The sequence below is a fragment of the Burkholderia pseudomultivorans genome (assembly GCF_001718415.1).
Classification (GTDB): domain Bacteria; phylum Pseudomonadota; class Gammaproteobacteria; order Burkholderiales; family Burkholderiaceae; genus Burkholderia; species Burkholderia pseudomultivorans_A.
On the sequence record NZ_CP013377.1, the window covers coordinates 20,022 to 45,938 of the forward strand.

The 25,917-nt window shown below is 63.8% G+C and carries 16 protein-coding genes and 1 pseudogene; 12 read left to right on the forward strand and 5 right to left on the reverse strand.

The features are described 5' to 3' along the window. Positions 1-31 precede the first annotated feature (31 nt). The 10 genes and pseudogenes from tssI to WS57_RS38340 form a co-directional block, all read left to right on the forward strand. On the forward strand, positions 32-5,899 hold the full coding sequence (gene tssI / locus WS57_RS00100; RefSeq protein WP_236871898.1) for a type VI secretion system tip protein TssI/VgrG: 5,868 nt from the start codon (positions 32-34) through the stop codon (positions 5,897-5,899). Positions 5,900-6,206: 307 nt separating this feature from the next. Then, entirely contained in the window at positions 6,207-6,713 is a 507-nt protein-coding gene (locus WS57_RS36700; protein ID WP_155755085.1) for a hypothetical protein, read from the forward strand. 1,128 nt (positions 6,714-7,841) lie between these two features. Then, on the forward strand, positions 7,842-8,198 hold the full coding sequence (locus tag WS57_RS35215; RefSeq protein ID WP_167361708.1) for a DUF1493 family protein: 357 nt from the start codon (positions 7,842-7,844) through the stop codon (positions 8,196-8,198). A 111-nt stretch (positions 8,199-8,309) separates the two neighbouring features. Further along, positions 8,310-9,520 (forward strand): IS3 family transposase gene (locus WS57_RS00110; RefSeq protein WP_155774291.1). Its coding sequence is split into 2 segments (ribosomal slippage): positions 8,310-8,625 and positions 8,625-9,520, totalling 1,212 coding nucleotides; the frame shifts between segments, so codons are not numbered across the junction. A 93-nt stretch (positions 9,521-9,613) separates the two neighbouring features. Next, positions 9,614-10,120, forward strand: coding sequence for a hypothetical protein (locus tag WS57_RS36705; RefSeq protein WP_155774244.1), 507 nt, complete (start codon positions 9,614-9,616; stop codon positions 10,118-10,120). Positions 10,121-10,667: 547 nt separating this feature from the next. Next, positions 10,668-10,922: a PAAR domain-containing protein gene (locus tag WS57_RS35220; protein ID WP_012216198.1), complete on the forward strand. Its 255-nt coding sequence runs from the start codon at positions 10,668-10,670 to the stop codon at positions 10,920-10,922. 10 nt (positions 10,923-10,932) lie between these two features. After that, positions 10,933-11,874 carry a type IVB secretion system protein IcmH/DotU gene (gene icmH / locus WS57_RS00115; protein WP_059604801.1) on the forward strand — a complete coding sequence of 314 codons (942 nt, stop codon included), beginning with the start codon at positions 10,933-10,935 and terminating at the stop codon, positions 11,872-11,874. Between the two features lie 28 nt (positions 11,875-11,902). Beyond that, positions 11,903-15,904 (forward strand): type VI secretion system membrane subunit TssM, encoded by a 4,002-nt coding sequence (gene tssM / locus WS57_RS00120; protein ID WP_069243594.1) that lies wholly within the window; start codon positions 11,903-11,905, stop codon positions 15,902-15,904. 3 nt (positions 15,905-15,907) lie between these two features. Further along, complete coding sequence (locus WS57_RS36710; RefSeq protein ID WP_155640280.1) at positions 15,908-16,252, forward strand: hypothetical protein; 345 nt, start codon at positions 15,908-15,910, stop codon at positions 16,250-16,252. Between the two features lie 52 nt (positions 16,253-16,304). Then, a pseudogene (locus tag WS57_RS38340) lies at positions 16,305-16,610 on the forward strand (type VI secretion IcmF C-terminal domain-containing protein); the annotation flags it as partial. 29 nt (positions 16,611-16,639) lie between these two features. On the opposite strand, the gene WS57_RS00135 reads toward WS57_RS38340, so the two are convergent. Further along, on the reverse strand, positions 16,640-17,641 hold the full coding sequence (locus WS57_RS00135; RefSeq protein ID WP_060334232.1) for a VacJ family lipoprotein: 1,002 nt from the start codon (positions 17,639-17,641) through the stop codon (positions 16,640-16,642). After that, positions 17,634-20,267, reverse strand: a complete 2,634-nt coding sequence (locus WS57_RS00140) for an MMPL family transporter (RefSeq protein WP_059604810.1) — start codon at positions 20,265-20,267, stop codon at positions 17,634-17,636. The genes WS57_RS00135 and WS57_RS00140 overlap by 8 nt, the downstream gene beginning before the upstream one ends. A 316-nt stretch (positions 20,268-20,583) precedes the next feature. Between WS57_RS00140 and WS57_RS00145 the strand changes: the two genes are divergently transcribed. Beyond that, positions 20,584-21,180: an MlaC/ttg2D family ABC transporter substrate-binding protein gene (locus WS57_RS00145; protein ID WP_009690228.1), complete on the forward strand. Its 597-nt coding sequence runs from the start codon at positions 20,584-20,586 to the stop codon at positions 21,178-21,180. A gap of 79 nt (positions 21,181-21,259) precedes the next feature. Here the strand turns inward: WS57_RS00145 and WS57_RS00150 are convergent, their stop codons facing one another. Continuing rightward, positions 21,260-21,907, reverse strand: a complete 648-nt coding sequence (locus WS57_RS00150; protein WP_059604813.1) for a TetR/AcrR family transcriptional regulator — start codon at positions 21,905-21,907, stop codon at positions 21,260-21,262. Positions 21,908-22,050: 143 nt separating this feature from the next. On the opposite strand from WS57_RS00150, the gene WS57_RS00155 reads away from it, so the two are divergent. Continuing rightward, positions 22,051-23,574: an MFS transporter gene (locus WS57_RS00155; RefSeq protein ID WP_059512961.1), complete on the forward strand. Its 1,524-nt coding sequence runs from the start codon at positions 22,051-22,053 to the stop codon at positions 23,572-23,574. Positions 23,575-23,640: 66 nt separating this feature from the next. Here the strand turns inward: WS57_RS00155 and WS57_RS00160 are convergent, their stop codons facing one another. After that, positions 23,641-24,285: a response regulator gene (locus WS57_RS00160; protein WP_069243596.1), complete on the reverse strand. Its 645-nt coding sequence runs from the start codon at positions 24,283-24,285 to the stop codon at positions 23,641-23,643. Positions 24,286-24,315: 30 nt separating this feature from the next. Then, positions 24,316-25,698, reverse strand: a complete 1,383-nt coding sequence (locus tag WS57_RS00165; protein ID WP_059604819.1) for a cache domain-containing protein — start codon at positions 25,696-25,698, stop codon at positions 24,316-24,318. Positions 25,699-25,917: the final 219 nt, after the last annotated feature.

The window sequence follows — 25,917 nt, forward strand, 5'->3', positions numbered from 1 at the left end:
ACAACGATCAAGCGTACGAGGGCCAGCCCGCATGGTGAATTTCAAGACGAACCGGACGTTCTCGGTCGGCGGTCCGGCGCTGCCGGACCTGGAAGGCATCGGCGCGATGCTGCACCTGAGCGCGATGCGGGGCACGGAACAGCTCTCCACGCCGTACACGTACGAACTGTGGCTGACGACACCCGCCGATCCGCGACTGCCGGCCGACATACTCGCCAACCTCGATCTCAAGGCGATGCTCGGCAAGGAACTGACGGTCACGATCCAGCTGGACGGGATGGGCAGCTTTGTCGCGGGGATGGCCGGCCACGCGGGCGCGGCGAACCGGGGCGCCGGTACGCGAGAAATCAGCGGCATCGTGACCGCGGCCAGCTATGTGGATCAACTGAATCGCCAGTGCCGTTACCGCGTCGTGCTGGAGCCCTGGCTGGCACTGGCGCGCGAGCGAACCGACTATCGCATCTTCCAGCGCAAGAGCGTGCTCGACATCCTGCGCGAGGTGTTCGGTTCGTATTTGTATTCGTTCGAGATGCGCGTGGGTCGCACCTACAGGCCGCTGCGCTATCAGGTCCAGTACGGCGAATCGGATTTTGCGTTTGCCCAGCGCTTGATGGAGGAACACGGCATCGCGTGGTTCTTCGAACACTCGCAAGGCGTGCACCGCCTGGTGCTGGTCGACGGTCCGGGCGCCTATCGGAGCGCGGAAAGCGTCGCGTATCAGACGCTCGAGTACTACCCGCCCGGTCAGAAGATCGACCGCGAGCACGTCGATCGCTTCGAGGCGACGGAGCGCCTGCGATCGGGCGTCTGGACCACCGACGATTTCGATTTCGAGAAGCCGGGCGCGACGCTGACGGCGCAGAACAGCTTGCCGCGCGAGACGGCGCACAACCAGCTCGAACGTTACGAATGGCCCGGCGACTATACGGAAACGGAGGACGGCCAGGCATTCGCACAAGTGCGCATGGAGGAGATTCACGCGCAGGGCGCACGCGCGCAAGGCGAGGGCAACCTGCGCAACGTGGTGTGCGGCACGACGTTCGTGCTGGCCGGCCATCCGATGACGGGCGCCAACCGCGAGTATCTGGTGATCGCGTCGGAGCTGGACGTGAAGGAAACCGGCGAGACGACGGGCTTCTCCGCCTACGCGATTCGCAGCAGGTTCACCGTACAGCCGTCCGACGTTGTATTCCGTCCGCCGCGCACGATCAGGAAACCGCGCACGCGCGGCCCGCAAACGGCGATCGTGACCGGTCCGGCCGGCGCGGAGATCTGGACCAACAAGAACGGCGAGGTGACGCTCAAGTTCCATTGGGACCGATCCGAAGTGAAGGATCAGAACTCGTCCTGCTGGGTGCGCGTGTCCTATCCGTGGGCCGGCAGCAACTTCGGCGGCATTCATGTTCCGCGGGTCGGCACCGAAGTCATCGTCGATTTCGAAAACGGCGATCCGGACCGGCCGATCGTGACGGGGCGCGTCTACAACGCGATGACGATGCCGCCGTGGACGCTGCCGGCCCATGCGACGCAAAGCGGGATCCTGACGCGCTCGACCAAGGGCGGCGGATACGGCAACGCCAATGCGATCCGCTTCGAGGACAAGAAAGGAGCCGAGCAGGTCTGGATCCAGGCGGAGCGCAATCTCGATGCGGTGATCGAGGCCGACGAAACGCACACGGTCGGGCATGACCGCACGAAGCGGATCGGCCACGATGAAACCGACCAGATCGGGCGTCACTGGACGCTGTCGACCGGCGGCTACAAGTTCGAGACCGTGACGCTTGCGTCGGTGAAGAGCGTGGGCATGGGCGCGATGTTCAACGTCGGGATGGCCTACAACGTCAACGTCGGCGGGCTGTACCTGCGCAACGTCGGGCTGCAGATGGCGAGCACGGTGGGCCGCAGCCGCACCGACCGCGTCGCGCAGGACTGGACGGCCGATGTCGGGCACACCTATACGCTGACCGTGCGCGGCAAGGCGGTGGGCGATGCCGTGGCCGCCGATCAGGCGAATCCGATCGAACCGTCGCCCGACTTTGCGCCGCAGCTGCCCGCACCGGTATCGAGCTCGAACGCCAACCAGCTGCGCATCGCGGATACGGGCGAAAGCAGCCTGTCGGGCGCGAAACAGGCGCAACTGATCGGGCCGGGCGGCACGGTGACGATCGACGAGTCCGGCATTCACCTGAAAGGCACGGCGATTTACCTGCAGGCGCCGACGATCAGCATGACGAACGGCAACGCAGGCGGCCTCGCACCCGTGACCGAAGCCGATTGCGCGGAATGCGCGAAGAAGAGCGTCAGTGCGAACCCGGTGGATCTGGCGACGGGGCAGAAGGTGCTGTCGCATACGGACTTTACGTTGCCGGGCCGCGTATCGATCGACTGGAGCCGGAGCTACCGTAGCGCGGATCAACGCCGCGGCAGTCTGGGCGTGGCGTGGAAGCTGCCGTATGCGACGGAAGTGCGCACGAGCGCGACAGGCTTGATCTACTTCGACGCGGATGGGCGGCAGTTGCAGTTTCCGGCCTTGAACGCGGGCGAAGCGCATTTCCATCCGATCGAGAAGTTCACGCTGATGCGCGGTGACGACAACGCGTCGGGCGCCACCTATGCGCTGCGTTTCGGCAATGGCGTCGAAGAGCATTACGGCCGTCACCCGGTCGACGAGACGCGCTGGCAGTTGCAACGCATCACGACGCGCGACGGCCAGTGTCTGACGCTCGGCTATACGGCACAGGGCTGGTTGGAAACAGTTCGCAACAATGTGCATACCGTGCGCTGCGCGCTCGACGATACCGGCCGGATCACGAGCGTGTTGCTCGACCAGGGTGTCGGGAACCAGCCGCTGCACCTGACGAGCTATGTGTACGACGAGCACGGCGATCTGGTCGAGGCCACCGATCGCGAGAACCTGACGTGGCGCTACGGCTACGACAACCATCTGCTGACGACCTACCGCACGCCGGCCGGCGCGACGCACGTATCGGAGTGGAGCGACGACACGCCGAATGCATATTGCCTGCGGACCTACGCCTATACCGAAAGCGCCGGCGGGCAGCGGGTCGTCACGCGGGAGACGCGCTTCGATTACCTGCCGTCGCTGCGCGCGACGCGGGTGACGGACGGCCTCGGGCACACGACCGAATACCACTACAACGGCTTGTGGGCGGTCGAGAAGGTCGTGCATCCCGACGGCAGCGTCGAGCAGACGCATTTCGACGAGACGGGAAGCGTGGCCGGCTACACGGATGCACTCGGTCGCACGACGCGGATCGTGAACGATGCGCGCGGCAATCCGACGTCGATCATCGATCCGGCGGGCAACGTCACGCGCATCAGCTATGGCGAGCACGACCTCCCGGAACAGATTACCGACCCGGCAGGGCAGATCTGGCAGCGCGGCTACGACGCGCACGGTCACCTGAGGAGCGAAACCGATCCGCTCGGCAACGTGACGCGTTACGTCTACGAAAACGGCTTGCCCGTCGCGCGCACGGATGCATTGGGGAACGTGACGAAGATGCAATGGGACGACGCGGGCCAACTCGTGGCGCGCACCGATTGCTCGGGACACACGACGACCTATCGCTACGACCGATTCGGCCAGTTGACCGAGACTACCGACGCTCTGGGGCAGGTGAGCCACCACAGCGGCAGCGTGTCTGCGCGCGTGACGGCGGTGCAGCCGGCCGGCATGGGCTGGTGGAAGGTCGAATACGACGAAGCGGGCCGCGCGGTTGCGCATACGGATCCGCTCAAGCGCGTGACGCGCGTGGACTGGGACGGATACGGGCAGCGAACGCAGATCGTCGATCCGGCGGGCGGGACGCAACAGTTCCGGTACGACGCGATCGGCCGTTTGACGAAGCTGACCAATGCGAACCGGGAGACGACGACGTTCCGCTATGACAGCCGCGACCGGTTGATCGAACAGACTGGCTTCGACGGCCGTCGGCAGAGCTACCGGTACAACGCGGCGGGCGAACTGGTCGAGCGTATCGATCACGGCCAGGACGGACAGATCACGACGCACGTGACCTACGATGTGCTCGGCCGTCCGGTGGAGCGACGCTCGAGCGACGGGAGTCAAGCGAGCTATCGCTACGACGAGCGCGGGCTGCTCACGCAGGCGCAGGCGATCTCGCCCGGGCGTGCGCCGGTGCAGGTGACTTACGAATACGACGCAGCGGGGCGCCGCACGGCGGAGGTGCAGGCACACCACGGGCGTGTCTGGCGCCTCACGCACGGCGTGGACGCGATCGGGAATCGCGACTGGACACACGTGCCGGACATCGGTTCGCTGGTCTGGCAGCGCTACGGCTCGGGGCATGTGCACGGCATCCTGCTCGACGAGCATCCGCTGGCGAGTTTCGAGCGCGACGCGCTGCATCGGGAAATCCGGCGTACGCAAGGTCCGGCGTCGCATCACCTCGAATATGGCGCGAATGGCCTGCTCGCGGTGCATCGCTGGCAGAACCTCGATGAACGCGGGCGCTCGCTGGAGCGTCCGCGGCCATGGCGGGCGTGGGCATACGACGACGCCGGTCAGCTGACGACGCTGGACGATGCGTGGCGCGATCAGAAGGCGTATCGGTACGACGCGCTATCGCGGCTGACGCACGTGATGGCGGCGAGCGGACCGGAAGCGTTTCACTACGATCCGGCGGGAAACCTGCTGGCTGCTGCGCCGAACGTGGAAAGCATGCAGGCGTGGAAGGCGAGCGGCGATCGCTTGCTGCGGTTTGCGCCGCAGACGCGCCCGGATCGTCCGGTGGATTTTACGTACGACGGGCATGGCAATCGCATTGCGCGGACGGTGCCGTTGCCGCCGAAGCCGGCGCTGACGGAAGCGGAGAAGCGCAGCCAGCGCGGGACGGACAACCTGCTGCGCGTGATGGAAGTGCTGACGGGGACGCCGAAGTACGAGGAGCCGTCGGAAGTGCCGGAGGTGACGCGGTATCGGTACGACGGCAGCCACCAGTTGATCGCGATCGAGCATGCGGACGGCGCGAGAAGCGAGTACGAATACGACGCGCTCGGCCGGCGGGTGGCGAAGCATCACACGCCGGCGGGCGGCGCGCAGCAGACGACGCTGTTCATGTGGGACGGCGACTGGATGATGCAGGAGGTGCGCACGGGGCGCACGTCGCATGAGGACAGGGCGGTGACGTATGTGCCGCATCCAGATCATGAAGGACCGTTGACGCGGCTGGCGGATGGGCAGGCGTGGCATTACGTGACGGATCACCTGGGGACGCCGCAGGAGCTGCATGACGAACAGCGAGAAGTGGTGTGGGCGGCGGATTTGAGCGCGTATGGACGTACGGCCAGGTGGTTGACGCGTGTTGTTGACAATCCGATACGTTTTCCGGGGCAGTACCGGGATGAAGAGTCAGGGCTGCATTACAACCGGTTCAGGTACTACGATCCGATGGTGGGGCGGTATATCAATCAGGATCCGATTGGACTGCAAGGTGGACGCAATCTGTACGTATATGTGCGTGGTAATCCTACAGTAGGCATTGATCCGCTCGGTCTTCAGGCGAGAGGGCCGGTCCTGCTCGGAATGGGACATCTGTACAGAGCCGACACTGTGCCGCCTCGACCAGTGATCGTACAAGACGCTCGAGTCGGACCTCTACTGAACGATATTTCTAACAACGCGATTTCAGCGGATGTACTACCCGGTGTTTGGCCCGGTGTGAATATCCCAGTCGACGTGCCGCGCTTCTATTGCGCTACCGGTTACTACGGCGACGATCCTCTGTCGGAACTTCGCCCGACCGATGATTCCGGCCTTACCTGCAAGGCACGTCCGAAGAAATACGATCAGTCGTATTCGGTTTTTGGCGAGGACCCGAGAAACTTTACCTGTACATTACGAGGCGTGCTATGAAGGATCGTTTTTCAAAGTTTTATCCATGGATCGTTGTTTTGGTGCTTGCCTTTATATTCCTTATTGCAATGTTTGGACGGCCGACTTACCAGGAGAGATGGGGCCGCTGTGTGAAGACCTGTGCAAGTAAAGGGCTGTTTGGAAGGCTGGAGCCGCCTCGCCCGCAATATGGACGTGATATTTCTAATAGCTTCAAATGTCAATGTTATTAGGTGAGATTTAGTTGTTCATGAAGGCTTCGCGGCCCGTTAGCTAAACTTCGTTGGCATTGGAGAATCTCGATGATCAGCGAAGTACGGAGATCGTCATGGAGTTGGGAATATTGCTTGATGAGGTCAAGCGGTCGGTAAAATCTAGAAGCAAAAAATCTCTGCAGGCGGCTTTAGCGGCTTTAGATGATTGCCAGCTTCTTGAGAATAATATTGATCCACAGATTTTCGATATTTATGTGTGGCTGCTGTCGGACCCTAATGCTATATCTGCGCCCGGAATTGGTAAGGTCTTCGTGAATTTCACCGGTGATATTCAAAAATATTCCGGCAGGCAAATATCTAAGATAATTGCAACGATTGACGAGAATCGGGTTTATTATAAATCTCAAGCTTTGCGAATGGCTGCCGCAGACTTTGTGGCAAGAAATGGTGAAGTGACGGAGTCATTTGACGTTCTCAAGAAATGGGCCGCTGCGGCCGATGATATTTCTCGAGAAATGGCGCACGTTGGACTTGGCATATTATTGGCTGGGTTCCGCGTTCGTGACATTAAGATGAGAGAGAAGGCTGCGACGCTGAAAGATAGCTTAATGCAGAAATAGTTATGGCGATTTGCAAATGATACGACGGGCTCGGTCGGCGGGTGGCGAAGCATCGCGCTCAGGTGGACGATGGTGATTTCTGGTGCATCTCCCGCAATTTTTCCGGGAATGGGGCTTCCGTACGGAAGGCGAGTAAATCGACAAGGGCCGCACGTGTGCTCTCAGAGCAAATGAAGGTTGCACGCAGTGCGTCAAAAATCACAAAATCAAATAAAAGAATTGACGTGCACAAGTCAGAGATTATTGGCCAAGCGAAGCTTCAAGGGGCAAAGCAAGGTGCCAAGATCATTGTGACGCGGCTATGGGGTGTCATGTGTCGGATGATTGCGATGAGGTGACGGATTGAGATTCGATAAAAGATTCAGTAAGGTGAATATTTATTGCGTATTGTTATTTTTGGATTTTTGCCGTATTGGTGGTTGAAGTCTATGTTGGGCGCAACTTATTTCGTTGCACTTTATGTTTCGTACGCAATATTGGTAAGAGTGGTGGCTGACAGATTTGGGAAAGAAGGGTGACATCTACTATTTTATTCGCGAAATCAATTCAGACAGACGACCTGCTGCCGGGACGGACGTGCTGATCGCGAAGCCGAAGTACGAGAAGCACACGGAAGCGTAGGAGGTGACGCGCTATCAGTACGCGATGGTGGCCAACAGCGCCCGTCGAATGAGGACAGGGCGGTGACGTATGTGCGGCATCCAGATCATGAAGGACCGTTGCGGCGGCTGGCTGACGGGCGGGCGTGGCATTACGTGACGGATCGCGGGGGATGCCGCAGGCATGAGAGGGTGGCGGCGGATCTGAGTGCGTATGGGCGTGGCCGAGTGGCAGATGCGTGTTGGTGACAATCCGAAACGTTTTCCTAGGCAGCACTTAATTCAGTTGGGAATGCGCTCGTGGAGGGCGCACTCGGTGGTTCTGGCTCATTCGCGACCAAGCCGCGGCCGGGGGCCGGCAGGTGCGACGACATCGCGTTTCAATCAAATGAACCGCGCTGCAGCAAGGCAGTGCTGGTACGTGATCGCGACCTGGACGGACCGCTAGCGCGCTTCGCAAATCGCCGTATGCTGGAATGGCCGTAGCCGCCTATGAAATTCACGATGCTGTTTCTTGTGAGTGATGCTCATGGAAAACGATCTATCACCAGAATTGCGTGAATATTTAAAGCACTGTGGTTTTTCAAAAAGAGTGATAGCGAAATGTACGCTGGGTACACGTCTTTATCACGATCTTGATGTCTATGGCGATGTGGCAGAGGGGTGTATTACGGTTCTTTGTGAACAATATCATGTCGACATAACTGGGTTTGAGTTCGATGAATATTTTCCTCCCGAGTTTGTTGGTGAAAGTCCATTCATTCGCACATTGCTTTGGGCGGTGCCATTTTTGGGCTGGGCGGTAAGGCGACGCGGGGAATATTCTGCATTAACAATGAGTATGATCGACAACGCAATTAGAACTGGGTGCTGGCGCGAGGTATGAATTTTATGGCTTGGTCGTGGAGCAGCCCCCTGAAACGCCGGACACAGTCACCCACTTACAATAACGGGTAGGCATAAGACTGTGTTTTTGACTAACACCAGGCAGGAAGTGATGGAAGTGTTGACGGGCCCGGAGCGCCGGCGGCGCTGGACGGCGGAGCAAAAGCTGGCGATGGTTCGCGAGAGTTTCGAACCAGGGAAGTCGGTTTCGATGGTCGCGCGGCAGCACGGCGTGAACCCGAACCAGCTGTTCCACTGGCGCAAGCTGTACCAGGATGGGAGCCTGTCAGCGGTCAAGGCTGGCGAGGAAGTGGTTCCGGCCTCAGAGCTGGCCGACGCGCTCAAGCAGATTCGCGAGCTGCAACGGATGCTCGGCAAGAAGACCATGGAGAACGAGATTCTCCGCGAAGCAGTCGAGTACGGCCGGGCAAAAAAATGGATAGCGCACTCGCCCTCGCTGCCGGAGGACGACCAGTGAAACTGGTTTGTGAAGTTCTCGGCGTGTCGCGCTCGAACGTATCGGCACGACTGTCGCGTCCGGCGACGTGGCGCGATGGCCGTCAATCGCGGCAGACGGACGATGCGAGCGTGGTCGAGGAAATCCGCCGAGTCGTCGGCGATTTGCCCAGCTATGGCTATCGCCGGGTGTGGGGCTCGCTGCGCAATGAACGCATTGCTGCCGGACAGGTGCCGTTCAATGCGAAGCGCATCTATCGCATCATGCGCACTCACGGTCTGCTGATGCAACGGCGTCCAGCCCCGCCTCGGCCGCAACGTCGGCACGATGGCAAGGTGGCCGTCGCGCGCAGCAATCAGCGATGGTGCTCGGACGGCTTCGAGTTCCGCTGCGACAACGGCGAGCCGCTGCGGGTGACGTTTGCGCTGGATTGCTGCGACCGAGAGGCGATGAGCTGGGCAGCCACGACAGCAGGTCACAGCGGCGACATCGTGCGCGACGTGATGCTGGCTGCAGTGGAAAATCGGTTTGGCAACGAACTGCATACCCCGTCCGAAATCGAGTGGCTGAGCGACAACGGTTCGGGCTACACGGCCGACGACACGCGCCGGTTCGCAGTGGCCATCGGCCTGAAGCCATTGACCACACCGGTGTGCAGCCCACAAAGTAATGGGATGGCAGAGAGCTTCGTGAAGACGATGAAACGCGACTACGTCGCCTTCATGCCGAAGCCGGACGCAGCGACTGCCGCACGCAACTTGGCCATCGCGTTCGAGCATTACAACGAGAAGCATCCCCATAGCGCGCTGAAATACCGCTCGCCTCGCGAGTTCCGGCGCTCGATGGATTCAGCAACCTTAGTGTGATGCCGTGTCCGGGATTACAGGGTCAACTCCAGGTCGTGCTACGCCTCTTCCGACGCGCCGATACTTAGGCGCCTTGACGACGGATTTCAACTGATGGGGATTGGCGAGGATGAAGTTATGAGTCAGTTGGCTTTTAAGATTTTTGAATCATTTAAGTGGAGAAAAAAGCCGAATATTCTTACTGGTTCAAATGACCTGAGTTGCGATGAAGTCGAGGGCGTGCGTGCCATTGGTGCATGCGAATGGAGTGAGACGACAGGCGATTTATGGGAAAAATATAACGATGTCTTGAGTTGGCTCTCTCCGGAAGCTTTTTGTTATTACATTCCGGGAGTGATGGTGAGTAGCATTAACGACAGCGAGCCAAATTTAATTGTTGTAAATAATTTGGTTGGTATGTTGGATAGAACTCCAAGTCCGGACTGGTGGGATGACTTCTTTGTTGAGAGGTGGTCGTTGCTAACAATTAAAGAATGTAATGTATTGAGAGGATGGCTGATTTGGCTCTCGTCATTTGAAAATTCGTCTATAGATAAAAATAGTTTTTATCGTGCGATCGAAACTGTGGGTCTGCTAATTTCGAGAAATAAATCTTCGTAGAATTTGTGGGGTGGTTTTGGTTTATGAAATTGAGTATTAAAATTCAGCTTATGGCGGCTTTTTCGATTGTTGTGGTAGTGGGGCTGCTTTCCGCATACATGCTTGGTGGAAGTCGATCGTATCCCGAGATGCTGGATAAATGCGTTAATAGCTGTAGTGAGCGCGGTATGTTCGGCAAGTTGGTGCGACCTGACAAGCCATATTCTCCGAGGCAGACAATCGAAGATTACGAATGCAAATGCTATTGACCCGTTTATGTGGCATCGCTGTTGTTGTCCGTTGTGATCGAAGGGGAGTGGTTGAGATTGGTTTTTTTGTTTCGCTTTTCTCGGGTCTATGAAGGGTTTTAACGTGGCTTTCCGAGTGGCCGACGTTACGTAGCAGATCGCCTGCCGACGCCACAGGAACCGTACAACGAACAGCGTGAAGCGAAGTCGATAGCGGGCCCGACCGCGTATAGACGTACCGCTCACGATGGCCTCATGCTTTTGATGATCCGCTGTCCGGATATGAAATAGGACAACTACTTTTTTGGAGGTGATGAGACATGCCAGCCCGCGTTGCAACCCTTGGCACATTGACCACCCACGGTGGCGCGGTCACATCAGCGAGCGCAGGCGTCGCGATCAACGGACGTCCCGCGGCATGCGTAGGCGATGCGGTGTCATGTCCGCTACATGGCGCGGGCGTCATCACCAACGGCGGCGTCGGCACGATCAACGGCCGCCAAATTGCCCATCACGGCAGCGGTACGAGTTGTGGCGCGACGCTTGTCGTGTCCGACGACGGCCCGACAGTCTGACCTTGCTGCGATGAGCCGAATTTCGAGCGCGACGCAATCCGGTAGCGCGCCCAAAATCGTGTCGGCGAGACGCGCGTCCGCACCACCGCAACGGCCAAACGGCACGTTGCTCTCCAACAGGGATCCACGACAGCAACCTGGGTCGCGCCGTAATCGTCCATTCGGGCCACTTGCGCCGCCCGAGGACGAACCGACGAGACTGGCAGCGGTACTTGGGCACCGTAACGCCTTGCTGGAAGCGGGCAGGGTGCTGCTTCGAGCATTGGTGGACATGCCCGCGCTGATCGACACCGGCCACGACGCACGCCTGCGCGACCTGCTGCTGGAAGAAGTTCGCGTATTCGAGCGCCTGTGCGTACGGGCCAACATCCGCGAGGATCACAGGATTGGCGCCCGATATTGCCTGTGCACTGCACTGGACGAAGCTGCGATGCGCGTACTGGCGGCGCGCGGCGACGCGTCGGGAAGCGTTGCATGGGCGTCAGACGCGCTGACCCAACGAATCGGCGAGGATAACCAGGGCGGCTCGAAAGTCTACGCGCTTACGCTGCGTTTGTTGGATGACGCCGCCGACCATTGGCCGTTGCTCGAACTGATCTACCGGATTTTCAGCCTGGGGTTTGAAGGCCGGTATCCGAATGGCCGGACGTTCAGCGCGCACGACCGCGTACGAGAGCGAATCTACAACGCGATTGCGGCGCATCTACCCACCGTCCCGAACGCGCTGTCGCCCCACGCCACGACGATCGAATCGGCGCGACCGAGAGCCTGTTTCGAAATGCCGGTGTGGCTGTCGGCGGCCCTGCTGTCAGCGGCGCTCTGCGCGCTGTACGTCTATTGCCGCATCGAGTCAGGGGCGCAAGCCGACGACGTGCAGCGACAACTTTCCAACATCGCGCGCATCGCGCCATACAGCGCAATCGATCCGCCGCAGGGCGATCCGGCGCGCTAGTGCAAGCCGGATACGATTCACCGTCCACATGAAGAAGATTCTCTCGTTTCTAAGTTCGCGTCATCTGAGGGCGGTCGTGATGGTGATCGCTGCCGTCGTCGCGATCTGGTTTGCAGGACCGCTGCTGAGTTTCGGTGGACTGAATCCGCTTGCGTCGATCGACATTCGGCTGACGTTGATCGCGTTGGTACTCGCCGCATGGGTCCTGTGGCTGATCGACTGGACGACGAGCATCGTGACCGTCGTGCTGCTCAGTCTCGCGATCTGGCATGCGTTTCCGCTGGTGACGCTGTCTGGCGAACCACTGTTTGCTTCGGTAACGTTCCGCATTCTGGCAATGACCGGTGTTGTGGCCGTTTATGCCGCCGTCATGTCGATCCGATGGTGGAGGCAAATGCGCCGGCATCCGGGCCGGCTCAGACGATTGCTTCGACTCGGCAAGCGCGGCGCACGGCCGCTGGCTGCGTCGCGCTTGGCGGAAATCGAAGACATGGCCCGCGCAACGATCGCGCAGTTGAAAGCCGGCCGCGGGGCCGGCGGAAGGCTGGCCCGGCTGTTTCGAGGCGCAGCACATCTCTACGATGTGCCTTGGTATGTCGTGCTGGGCCCGAGGGGTTCGGGCAAGACCGCGATGCTGCTCAACTCGGGCTTGCCCTTTCCGCTCGACGCACGTCTTCAGCATTCACTTGCACCCAATGACGCGCGCGCCTTGCCGGGATGGCGGCTGACCAATGAGGCGGTGCTGATCGATACGGCGGGCCACTACGTGCAACACGGCACGTCGCGCTACTCGCTGCCGCTGGCGTCGTCGCACAGGCCGAGCGACGGGAAGCCGAAAAATCAGCCGCCCGACATGGCCGCCATTCGCAGGCAGTCCGATGCCGCGGAGTGGCAGGGATTTCTTCGGCTGCTTCGCCGTATCCGGCCTCGCCTGCCGCTGAATGGCGTGCTGTTGACGATCGACGTCGCTGCGTTGGCGCATGCGAATCCCGCCGCACATACGACCGAGAGCCGCGCATTGCGGGCTCGCGTCGAGGAGATGCAGGCCGAATTCGGCACCGGGTTTCCCGTCTGGCTGGTTGTCACGAAAATGGATCGGCTTCCGGGTTTCGCCGACTATTTTGCTTCGCTCGGGGAAGCGGAGCGTGCGCAGATTTGGGGTGTGACGCTCGGGTCCGACCTGCAGGCGCGGATGAACGATGCGCTCAGGACAGGATTGAATCTGCTTGCCACGCGTCTGGCCGATGGCGTGACCAGTCTGCTTCGCAACGAAACCGATATGGACCGCCGGCGCCGTCTTGCGACGTTGCCCGAATCGGTTGCGGCACTGGTGAACCCGTTGGGCGACCTGATCGAACACGTGTTCGCCAGGGACCACAACGGTGGCCCGACCGGACCGCGTGCGATGTTCCGAGGCGTTTATCTGACGAGTGCATCCCAGGGTGATCACCCGGTCGCTGCGGAACGTCGAACGCTATTGCGACGCATGATCGACGCATCCGGCACAACACGAAGGAACCCTCGACCGACGCCTGGCGAAACCAGCTACTTCCTGCGTGATTTGTGGTCCGGGATCGTGTTTCGCGAAGGGCATCTCGCGATCCCGAACCGGAATCGTGAGCATCGGGCACGACTGCAGCGGTGGCTGGGACACTCGCTCGTGTGGCTGATTGCCGCCGGATTGTGCGCGAATCTTTGGAACGGCTTCGTTGCTGAGCGAACATCCCTTGCAACGCTGGGGCAAAAGGCACGGTCACTCGCCGCATTACTCGCACGAAACGACCTTTCCGCCGATCCGGAACGTGCGCCGATGGTATTGGACCATGCGAAAGATCTGCTGCATGACGCGACGCGTCTCGCCACCGATGCCGACGACACGTTTCGTTTTGCAACCGCCCGCCTCGAGACGATCGCGTCCGGCAGCCGCCACGTGTACGAGGCCCTGTCGGAACAGGCCGTGCTGCCGCACATCGTCCGCCGCATGGAGGACGCGATCGTCAGCGCCGTGGCGACGGGCGATGCCCAAGCCGCTTACGACGCGTTGCGCGTGTACCTGATGCTCCACGACCGAGAACGGTTCAACTCGAACGACATCAGGATGTGGGTGCTGGACGACTGGGCGCGGCACGACAGCGCGGCGGCATTCGGCGGACGCGCCGCTGTGATCGGCCACGTCCAGCGGCTGTTTTCCGAGGGACATGTCGTGCACTCGCCACTGTCCCGTAACGATGCCTTGATTCGGCAGGCACGCGTCTTTCTCGACCGAAGCGACCCGGTCGAACGTCTTTACCGGCGCGCCAAGGCGGCCATGCGGAACGACGCGCCGGATGAATTTTCGCTGCTGCGGATGGTTGGAACGCAGGCCGGCATGGTGTTTACGCGCGTCAGCGGAGCGCCCTTATCGGGCGGCGTGCCGGGAATCTTTACGCGAGAAGGTTATCAGGCGGTGTTCAGCAAACGCTTGCCGGAATTCCTTCGGGCGGCAAGCGACGATGACGCCTGGGTAATTGGACGTCGAGCATCGGGCTATCCTCGCAGGAATTCCGCTGGCACGTTGAGCGCACCGAACCAGGACGACGACGCGCTGTTGGCAGCGGTTACGCGTCGGTACCTGCTCGAGTACGCGCAACAATGGGACGCGTTTCTCGGCGACATCCGTATCGTGAGTCGAACGAGTCTCGCTTTCAACCTCAAGATACTGCGAACCCTCGCTGCGCCCGATTCACCGCTGACTCGTCTGGTCCGGGCGGCGGTAATCGAAACGACGCTGACACAGCCAATGGCGAAGCCGGACGGCCCCTTCCTCGCAAAAGCAACCGACACGATCAACCAGACAGCCGAGACGATACTGGGGCCTCGTGCATCGGAAGAGGCTGAAGGCGAGTGGGTCGATCGTCATTTCGCGGCGTTGCGCGAGGTGGTGACGGGCCATGCCGATACACGACCGGATACGCAGCGGGTCGGAACGTCGTCGGGAAGAACGAGCCTGGACGGAATCGCCGATCTGTTGAACGACTACTACGCAGCGCTCGCGATTGCCGACAATGCGCTGCTGAACAACAGCATGCCGCCGGAAAGCGAGCACGCCGCGAAGCTGAAGATGATGGCCGATACGATGCCCGCGCCATTGCGGGCAGTGCTGCATCAACTCGCCGTCGACGGCTCGCGCGGGATCAATCAGGGCATCGGCCAGTTGCTGTCGCGCCAGATGCAGGCCGCAGTCGGGGATACCTGTCGAACGACGATCGAAGGCAACTACCCGTTCTCGCCCGATAGCAGCCGCGACGTCGGCATCGACGATTTCACGCGGATGTTTGCGCACGGGGGCGTGATCGACGACTTCTTCATGAGAACGCTTGCGCCGTTCGTCGATACCGCTGCGAAACCGTGGCGCTACCGGACCCTGCCCGGCGCGACCGAACCCGTTCAAGGGCCGGACCTCGCGCCATTCGAGCATGCCACGGCAATCCGCGACATTTTCTTCAGCGATGTTGACCGCAAGCGGCCGAGTTGGAAGGTCGACATCCGCGTCCCTGAACTCGATCCGACGATCATGAGCCTGTCGCTCGACATCGACGGACAGACGACGCGTTATCAACATGGCCCGGTCGCGCCTTTTACGGTGACCTGGCCGGGACCGCGTGGTGGCGTCTACGCCCGGCTCGTCGCGAGCCCGAGCATCCGGCCGGACACATCGACAATCGCAGCGGACGGACCATGGGCGCTAATGCGCTTGCTTCGGAAGGGGCGCGTAATCGAAACGGCCACACCGGGCCGCACGCGCGTGGTGTTCAGCTTCGACGGTCGCGAAGCGGCGCTCGACGTCGCGAGCGCGGGAAGTGTTGCCAATCCGTTGACGACCGATGTGCTGACGACGTTTCGCTGTCCGGGCACGATGCCTGTGTTCGATCTACCGGATAGTGGTCCTCCGGTGGGGCTGCCGCGCGAGCCGCTTCCGGTGGTCTCGGATCCGATGCGGGAGCGCATTTCGATGTCATCCGTGACGTCATCGTTGACGAACCAAAGGTAATCGATGAGTCGAAGAAAAATCACTCATATCAAGACGATTGTCGCCATTGTTGGCGGTTCCGCCGTTGTATTTGTTCTGCTTGGCGGAGTATCGGTCGGATATTCGATAGGCACTATCCCCGTTCTCGGCGTAATGGGCGCCTTGTTCGGTGCCATAGCCGTACCGGAACTGGAACCGGGAGCCTTTCGGTATCCGACAATTTGGCAAATTGCCTGTTCGATCGGCGGGAGTCTGCTTGTCGCCCTGATGTTAGCGTCAGAGGTAGAAGGTTATGTGCTCGCCATAGTGATCGGAACATGCATTGGCTATTTAGCGCCGTTCTGGATCAAGCATGTCACCTTGCCATAACAGGGAGCTTATCCAATCGTTTGTAGGTGGAGGATGGCCATGCTGAGATCGGCGCATCCGGCCGGACACATCGACAATCGCAGCGGACGGACCATGGGCGCTGATGCGCTTGCTTCGGAAGGGGCGCGTAATCGAGACGGCCACACCGGGCCGCACGCGCGTGGTGTTCAGCTTCGACGGTCGCGAAGCGGCGCTCGACGTCGCGAGCGCGGGAAGTGTCGCGAATCCATTGACGACCGATGTGCTGGCGACGTTCCGCTGTCCTGGCACGATGGCGATGTTCAACCTGCCGGATAGCGGCCCGCCGCCCGGATTGCCGCGCGGCAGGTTGCCGACAATGCGTGACAGCAGGCTTTGACAGCGTAGCGAGCGTCGGGGCCGCCGACCTTACTGCGCGGCCGGACCGCTCGCCGGCACGCTCGGCACGGCCGGCGCGATCGGCGCACCGCTGGCGGCGGGCGCCGTCGTCGAGCCGGCCGGTGCGGTGGCCGACGCGGCAGCCGGCGCGCTGGCCGGCGTCGCGGTGTCCGCACCCGGATCGTTGTACTGCGGCAGGCCCGGCGCAGCCGGCGCATTACCGGGCGCGGCGCCCGTTCCGCCGCCCGACTCGCCCGGATCCTCGTAATTCGGCAGCCCCGGCGCGGCCGGCGTTGCCGCCGGCACGGCGCCCGCTTCGCCCGGCTCGCTGTAGCTCGGCAGCCCGGCCGACGACTGGCCGTGATACGTGAGCGACTTGCGCTGCTGCAGGTACGCGTCGCGCACGAACGAGTACGGATCGAGCGCGGCCTGCTTCAGCAGGTCGGTCGCGCCGAGCAGGTCCGAGCGCGCGCTGATGAACTGCGCGATGTACATCGGGTTGCGCACGGCCGGCTCGATGTAGTTGAGCAGGTTGAAGCGCACGTCGACCGCGCGGCCGACGCCGTCGCGGAACGTGCTCGGCCCGAACACCGGCAGCACGAGGTACGGACCCGACGGCACGCCCCAGCGCGCGAGCGTCAGCCCGAAGTCCTGGTGATGCTTCGGCAGCCCGGCCGGCGTCGCGATGTCGATCAGGCCGCCGACGCCGAACACCGAGTTCATCGCGACGCGCATCAGATCCTGCGTCGCATCGGTGATGCGCAGCTGCAACAGGTTGTTCGCCATGTTGCCGAGATCGCCGAGGTTCGAGAAGAAGTTGCTGATCGCGGTGCGCACGGGCGTCGGCGTGATCTTCTGGTAACCCTTCGCGATCGGCACCGCGATGTTCGAGTCGACGGCGTCGTTGAACTTGTACATCGTCCGGTTCATCGGCTCGAGCGGGTCGTTCGGGTTGCGGTTGGGGCCCGTCGCGCAGCCGGCCAGCATCGCGCTTGCGGCGACCGTCGCCGCGATGATTCGCACCTTATTCATTGATTCCTTGCGATTGGTTCTTCGCGCGCTTCACGCGCGGTTTGCCCATCAGAACGGGCTGGAATACCACGGCGCCGATCAGCGTGCAGGTCAGCGCCAGCGCCAGCAGCTTGCCCATGCTGGAGGTGCCCGGATGATGCGACAGCCACAGGCTGCCGAATGCGGTGGCCGTCGTCGCGGCGCTGAACAGCACCGCGTGCGTGAGGCTCGAATGCAGCAGCCCGGTTTGTCCCGCGCGCCACGCCATCACGAAATAGACCTTGAACGCGACGCCGACGCCGAGCATCAGCGGCAGCGCGATGATGTTCGCGAAGTTCAGCGACATGCCGAGCACCACGCACATCTCGAGCGTCACGATGCCCGACACGAGCAGCGGCACCAGCGTGCGCAGCACGTCGCCGAAGCGGCGCAGCGTGATCCATAGCAGGATCGTGATCGAAATGATCGACCACAGCGCTGCATGCAGGAACGCGCTGATGATCGTGTCGGCCGAGTGCAGGATCGAGATCGGCCCGCCGATCGCGCCCGGCTCGGCGGTTTTCACGGCCGTCGCGAAACGGCGCAGCATCGTGTCGTCGTTCGGGTCGACGCCCTTCGGCACCTTCGGCGAAATCTGCACGAGCGCATGGCCGTCCGGTGCGATCCAGTCGCGCACGAGCTGCGGCGGCAGCGAATCGCGCGTGATGTCCTGCGGCTGCAGCAGCGCCGCAAGCTGGTTCAGCGCGATGCGCAGCGTGTCGGAGAACGCGCGCTCGGCGCGATCGCGCGTCGCGCTGTCGGCGGCGGCGAGCTTCGCGAGCGATTGCGACAGGTGCTGCGCAGCCGCCGCGCCCGGGCCGGGATGGTCCTCGGCCGCGTAGCTCAGCAGGTCCGACACACGCTTGAGCGCGGCCACGCGCTGCGCGTCGGTGGCCGGCGGCGCGGCCGGCTGGGTCAGCGCGGGCAGCAGCGCGCTCGCGGCCGCGGCGATCGCCGCGCGCTTTTGCGGCTGGTCGGCCGGAATGAAGGTCGACAGCGTCGTCGTGCGGCCGACTTCGGGCAGCGCGTCGAGGCGTTTCGCGGCCGCGTCGGCCTCCGCGAGCGACGGCGCGAGCAGCGTGACGTCGTTCACGGCCGCCTCGGGCGAATCCTTCAGCGCGAGCAGCGTCGCCATCGATTCGCTGTGCGGATCCTTCAGGTGCAACGGGTTGAAGTCGAAGCGCAGGAACGTGAGCAGCGGCAACGCGCCGATCACGACCGCGAGCGTGCCGATCAGGATCGGCTTGCGGTGACGGTCGAGGTAGTCGTCGACCGGCGCGAGCCAAGGGAAGCCCGGCGTCTTCGATTCGCCCGGCGGCGCGAACAGGCGCAGCAGCGCCGGCAGCAGCGTGAGCGTGGTCAGCAGCGCGACGAACATGCCGACGCCGGCGATCAGGCCGAGCTCGGACACGCCGCGATACGCGGTCGGGATGAACGAGAAGAAGCTCGCCGCGACGGCGGTGGTCGCGAGCGCGAGCGGCATGCCCATCGAGTGCGCGGCGCCGATCAGCGCGTGATCGATGCGCGCGTCGCGAAAGCGTTCCTCGCGATACTTGACGCCGTACTGGATCGAAAAGTCGACGCCGAGGCCGACGAACAGCACCATGAACGCGACCGAAATCATGTTCAGCGAGCCGACCATCGCGAGGCCCAGCGCCGCGGTGACGACGAGGCCGACGAACAGCGTGACGAGCACCGAGCCGATCATCCGCTTCGAGCGCAGCGCGAGCCACAGGATGCACAGCACGACGAGCAGCGTGAGCACGCCGTTGAGCACCGCGCCGTCCTCGACCGACGCGAACTCGTCGTCGGCGAGCGGCTGTTCGCCGGTCAGGCGCACGACCGCGCCGTAGCGCTTCTCGAGGTCGAGCGCGCGGGCCGCGTCGCGGATCACCTGGCTCGTTTCCGCGCCGGCCTTCAGCGCGCCGTAGTTGACGACCGGCTGCACGGTGACGAACGCGCGCGCGGGCTGCCGCGCGGCATCGTTGTCGACCAGCGCGCGCCACGAGAATGCGGCGGGCCGGCCGGCCAGCACGTCGTCGACCGTCGCGGCGCTGCGCGCGAGCAGCTTGGCCATCGCCGGCAGTTTCACCTGGCCGGTCAGCAGCGGCTGGCCGAGCGTCGTCGACAGCGTCGTCGCGAGCCCCGTGAGGCTCGGGTTCTTCGCGAGCTCGTTGACGAGCGGGCGGGCGCTGGCGAGTTGCGACGTGGTGTCGGCGACTTCCTGCGGCGAGAGGAACAGCAGGCCGTTGTGCTCGAAGAACGGACCGCCGCCCGGCTCGGCGACCTGGCCGATGCGGCCGGCGTCGGTCTGCTTCTGCAGCGACTCGGTCAGCGCCTGCGCGGCGGCGTTCGCGAATTCGGGTGCGGGCGCCTCGACGACGGCGAGGATCGTGCCGTTGCGTTGCGGGAATGCACGGTCGACCGCGCGGCCGAGCGCGGCCCACTGCGGCTCTGCGTCGACGAGCTTGCTGATGTCGGTGTTGATCTTGAAATGATGCGCAACGTAGACGCCGCTGAACGCGGCGATCACGAGCGACAGCACGACGACCCAGACGGGGCGTCGCACCGACCACGCGACGAGTCGGACGATGAGAGATGTCACCATGTGGCGGTGGGGCGGGGCTGGAAGGGCAAAGTAGCCAAGTATACCGGCGCATCGTGGCGAGAGTCGCGACGTTCGGGTATTCGGGGGCCGGAATGAGAATTGCGCCGCGGCGATGGAATCGGTGCGAGAGCGGCCGCTTTTGTATGGGGATATTTACATAATCGACCGGATTTCCGCCGGGCGGGCGCTGTGACAAAAGGGGTGCAAAGGTAACAGTCGGTCACCGTGCGGCAGCGCGCCGTCAGGCCCGGTATACTTTGCAGCATCGGCCGGCGCAATGTGTCGGCGGTTTTTTCTCATCGAGTGCGATATCCGTATGAAACGTCATCTGTTTGCTTTCGTCGCGGCGGCCGCCGTGTCGGTTTCCGCTTTCGCGCAGAGCGCGCCGGTCGACGTCGTCCGCAATGCGGTCGAGGGCACCGTCAATGCGATGAAGGCCGATCCGGCCGCGCGCGGCGGCGACATGGCGAAGGTCACGCAGGTCGTCGAGCAGCGCTTCCTGCCCGCGACGAACTTCGAGCGCACGACCCGCATCGCGGTCGGCGACGCGTGGAAGCAGGCGACGCCGCAACAGCAGCAGGAGCTGTACAAGCAGTTCAGGTTGCTGATGACGCGCACCTACGCGGCATCGCTCGCCCAGCTCGGCAACCAGGACGCGAAGTTCTCGTTCAAGGCCGGCGGCGCGTCGGGCGCGGACGCGCTCGTGCAGTCGACGGTGACGACGCCGGGCGACAGCCAGTCGGTCGGCTATCGTCTGGGCAAGGTTGGCAGCGACTGGAAGATCTACGACATCGACATGTCCGGTGCGTGGCTGATCCAGGTCTATCAGGGTCAGTTCAAGAGCCAGCTTGCGTCGGGCGGGATCGACGGCCTGATCGCCTACCTGCAGAAGCACAACGCACGGACGAACTGAGCGTCGGGCGGTTTTACCGATGCCGGAAAGGAGAAGACGCCGGAGGGCGTCTTTTTCTTTTTGGGGAACCGGCGAAGCGTTACGCGCGGCGGCGCGCCGGGTCCTCGATGCCGAGCATCCGCAGGCAGTCGCCGACGACGGCCTCGACGAACGCGTGGCGATCGGTCTGGGGCGACGCGATGAGGTGGTCGGTCGCGCCATGCACGCCGGCGTAGATCAGCAGCGCCGTGACCTGCGGATGCGCGAGCCGCCACGCACCGGCCTGCGCGCCGCCTTCGAGAATCGCGCCGAGCTGGTCGAGGATCGCGTTCCGGTCGGGATTCGCGCGGTCGTGGTGATGGTGGTTCGTGTAGACGATGTCGTGCGTGCGGTAGGTCGCCGCGTAGGTGTCGATGCTGGCGCGGATCCACGCGCGCAGGCGGCCCAGCCAGTCGTCGGCGTCGCAGGCGTCGACCGCTTGCTGCAGGCGCTCGAGGAACGACGCCGTATAGCGCTGCGCGAGCGCGGCCAGCATGTCGGCCTTCGAATCGAAGTAGTGATAGAAGGTGCCCTTCGCGACCTGCGCATGCTGGACGATCTCGCTGATCGTGGTCGCCTCCACCCCCTGCGCCAGAAACAGCTTTTCGGCAGCGGCCATCAGCTCGTCGAGGCGGACCTCGGCCGGCTTGGTGCGCGGCGTCCTGGCCGCCGGTGCGTCGTCTTTCGCTGTCCTTGTTCGGTCCGTCATTGCGCGGCTCAATGCCCGTTCATGCAAAGCCCGCAGTTTAGGCCAGCCCCGCCACCGCGGCCAACGCGCTCCATTGACCGACGGTCAGTCGATATATAAGATGAGAACCATTCTCATTTTCAGCCCCTCGCGGGCCGATCGTCATGCACCGCTATCGTCGCGCCGCACTCGTTCTGGCCGCCTGTCTCGGGACCTTCCTCGCCACGCTGGACATCAGCATCGTCAACGTCGCGCTGCCGACCTTGCAGACGGCGCTCGACACCGACATCGCGGGCCTGCAGTGGGTCGTCAACGCATATGCGCTGGCGCTGTCGGCGTTCATGCTGTCGGCCGGGCCGCTCGGCGATCGTTACGGGCACCGGCGCGTGTGGCTCGGCAGCGTGACCCTGTTTACGGCCGGCTCGGTGGTGTGCGCGTGTGCGGGCAGCATCGAGCCGCTGCTGGCCGGCCGGGCGATCCAGGGGCTCGCCGGCGCGCTGCTGATTCCCGGCGCGATGCCGATCCTCACGCATGCGTTTCCCGACGCGCGCGAACGCGCCCGCGTGATCGGCGCGTGGTCCGCCTTCAGCGCGCTCGCACTGATCGTCGGGCCGTTGCTGGGCGGGCTGCTCGTCGAGCATGGCGGCTGGCAGGACATCTTTCTGGTCAATGTGCCGATCGGCGTCGCGGCCGTGCTGCTCGGCGCGTGGGGCATTCCGGAGCGCCGCCATCCCGAGCATGCCGCGTTCGATCCGATCGGGCAGGCGCTGAGCGTGATCTGGCTCGGGCTGCTGACTTACGGGCTGATCGGGCTCGGCGAAGCCGGCACGTCGCGCGTCGAGGTGCTGGCGACGCTCGCGGCCGCCGCACTGGCGTTCGTCGCCTTCGTCCGCATCGAAGCGCGCGTCGCGCGGCCGCTGCTGCCGGTCTGGCTGTTTCGCGACCGGCGGCTGGCGCGCGCCAATCTCGCATCGTTCGCGCTCGGCTTCTCGGGCTACAGCAGCCTGTTCTTCCTGTCGCTGTTCCTGCAGCAGGGGCAGGGCCGCGCACCCGCCGAGGCCGGCTGGCAGCTGATGCCGCAGTTCGTGATGACGGCGCTCACGTCGCTGCTGTTCGGACGCATCGCGGCGCGCATTCCGCTGCACCGGCTGATGGTGGTCGGCTACGCGCTGATCGGCGTCGTGCTCGCGGCGATGGCCGGATTCGGCGCGCGGACGCATTATCTGCCGGTCGGTATCGCACTGGCGCTGCTCGGCGTCGGCATGGGACTCGCGGTGCCCGCGACCGGCATGACCGTGATGGACCAGGCGCCGGCCGAGCGCGCGGGGATGGCCTCGGCGACGATGAACGCGCTGCGGCAGACCGGGATGAGCCTCGGCATCGCGGTGCTCGGCAGCGCGATGAGCGTCGGCGCCGTGCAGCGGATGACGGCGGCCATGCAGGCGGCCGGCGCGACCGACGCCGCGACGCTGGCGCGGCAGGCGGTGCATGCGCATCTGTTCCCGGCGGGCCGGCCGCAGATGCTCGGCGCGTATCGGGATGCGATGTCGCACGGATTCTCGATCGCGGCGGGATGGTCGGGGATCCTCTGCATCGCGGTGGCGGCGATGCTGCTGATGCAGCGGGAAGGTGCGGTGCGGACAGGCGTCGGCGCGGCGCCGGGCGCGGCCTCCTCCCGGCCGGAATGACGTGGCGCGCGGCGCTGGCCGGCGCATGCCGCCGCCGCGCGCGATCGCGCTGGCGGCGCGGTGCGCCTAGCGCCGCCGATGCTCGACCGCGAACTTGATCAGCTCGGCCTGCCCCTCGATCTCGAGCTTGCGCTTCAGGTTGAGCCGGTGCGTCTCGACCGTGCGCACCGACAGCCCCGTCTGCTGCGCGATCTGCTTGCTCGACAGCCCCTCGGCCAGCGCATCGAGGATGTCGCGTTCGCGCGGCGTCAGGCGGTCGAGCGGCGACGCGGCCGCGCTCGCCTGGATCATCCGCGCGGCCAGCCCTTCGCTGAAGAAGGTCTGGCCGGCCAGCACCGAGCCGATCGCGCGGACGATCTCGCTGGCCGGCGAATCCTTCAGCAGATAGCCGCTCGCCCCGGCGCGCACGGCTTGCGTCACGTATTCGACGTTGTCGTGCATCGACAGCATCAGCACGCGGATCGCGGGAAACCGGTCGTGGAACACGCCGGCGAGCGTGATTCCGTTCATGCCGTTCATCCCGACGTCCATCAGCGCGAGATCCGGTTCGAGCGACGCGGCCAGCGCGAGCGCCTCGTCGGCGTTGCCGGCCTCGCCGACCACGCTCAGGTCGGCCGCTTCGAGCCGCATCCGCAGCCCGTCGCGGACCAGCGGATGATCGTCGACGAGCAGCAGGCGGGCGGCGGTCCGGGCCGTGTCGGGGGCGCTCATGGGTCAAGGGTCTCCTGATAGGGGGCGTCGTTACGCGGCGCTCGGCAGCGGCACGCGCGCGGTCACGATGGTATGGCCGACCTGCGACGCGATCGTCAGCCTGCCGCCGAGCGCGTCGAGACGCTCGCGCATGTTGCGCAGGCCGATGCCGCCGCGCGCGTCGGCCTGCGAGCGCTCGGCGTCGAAGCCGCAGCCGTTGTCGGCGATCGTCAGCGTGACGGCCTGCGCGCCGACGTCGAGCGTGACGGCGGCGCGCGACGCGTGCGCATGATGCACGATGTTGCTGAGCGCTTCCTGCGCGATCCGGAACAGCGCGGTGTTGACGGCCGCCGGCAGCGGCCGCGCGCCGCTGTGCGCGACCTGCGTATAGCCGATGTCGATGCCGCTTTGCGCGCCGAACTCGCGAATCAGCTGCTCGAGCGCGGCTGCGAGGCCGAGATCGTCGAGCATCGCGGGACGCAGCGCGTGCGAGATGCGCCGTACTTCGCGCAGCGTGTCGCCGAGGCGCACCACGCCCGACGCGAGCGCCTGCTCGGCCTCGGGCAGGCGCGCCGCGCCGCGCTCGAAGCGCGCGAGCGCCGATTCGAGCATCAGCTTCGCGGACACCATCATCTGGCTGATCCCGTCATGCAGCTCACGCGACAGCCGCGCGCGCTCCTGTTCCTGCGATTCCACGACGCGCTGCGCGAGCTGCTTGAGCTTCGCGTCGGCGCTGCGCGATTCGCTGACGTTCAGCACCAGCGCACAGACGGCAATCGCCGCCGCGCCGGCGAGCGCGATCGCGGTGAGCCAGCTCATCGTGCGCTCGATGTTCGCGGACGCGCGCGCGTCGATGCGCTGCAGCGCGGTATCGACGTCGTCGAGATAGATGCCGGTGCCGACCATCCAGCCCCAGCGTTCGAGCGCGACGACATAGCCGAGCTTCGGCGCGGCCCGGCCCGTCGACGGCCGCTGCCACACGTAGCGCACGTAGCCGCCGCCGTGCATCGCCGCGCCGATCAGCTGCTGGATCGTCAACGCGCCTTGCGGGTCGCGCATCGACCAGTAGTTGTGGCCGACGCGCTCGGGCTCGCGCGGATGCATCAGCGCGTTGCCGTGCAGGTCGTAGACGAAGAAATAGCCGTCCGGCCCGAAATCCATCTTTTGCAGCATCGCGAGCGCCTGCGTGCGCAGCATCGCGTCGTCGCGCGCGTTGCGGCCGCTCGCGTCGTAGAGCGGCATGATCGCGCTGGTCGCGAGTTCGACGTAGTGCTTCAGCTCGACTTCCTTGCTCGACAGATAGGCGGCCTGGATCGTCGCGTGCTGCGTGCGGGCGAGCGAGGTCGCCTGCTGGCGCACGCCGAAGCCGATCCCGGCGATCGCGAGCAGGAACGGCACGATGGCGAGGAGAAAGATCTTTGCCTTGAGTTTCATTGTGAGGCGGCGCGGTCCCGCGAATCGGCGCCGACCGGAAGCGCCGGGGGCCGTTCTCGTGGCAGCGCGTGCGTGCTCCCTGTCCGACAGACCCCGGCATCCGGCGCAGGCCGGCGAATCGAGCCGGTATTGTCGGCGATTTTGCGCGCGGGCATCGCCGCGCCTCGCGGCCGGCCGCGCGCGGCGCCTGACGCCGCCCGTCGCGGCGGGCGAACCGTC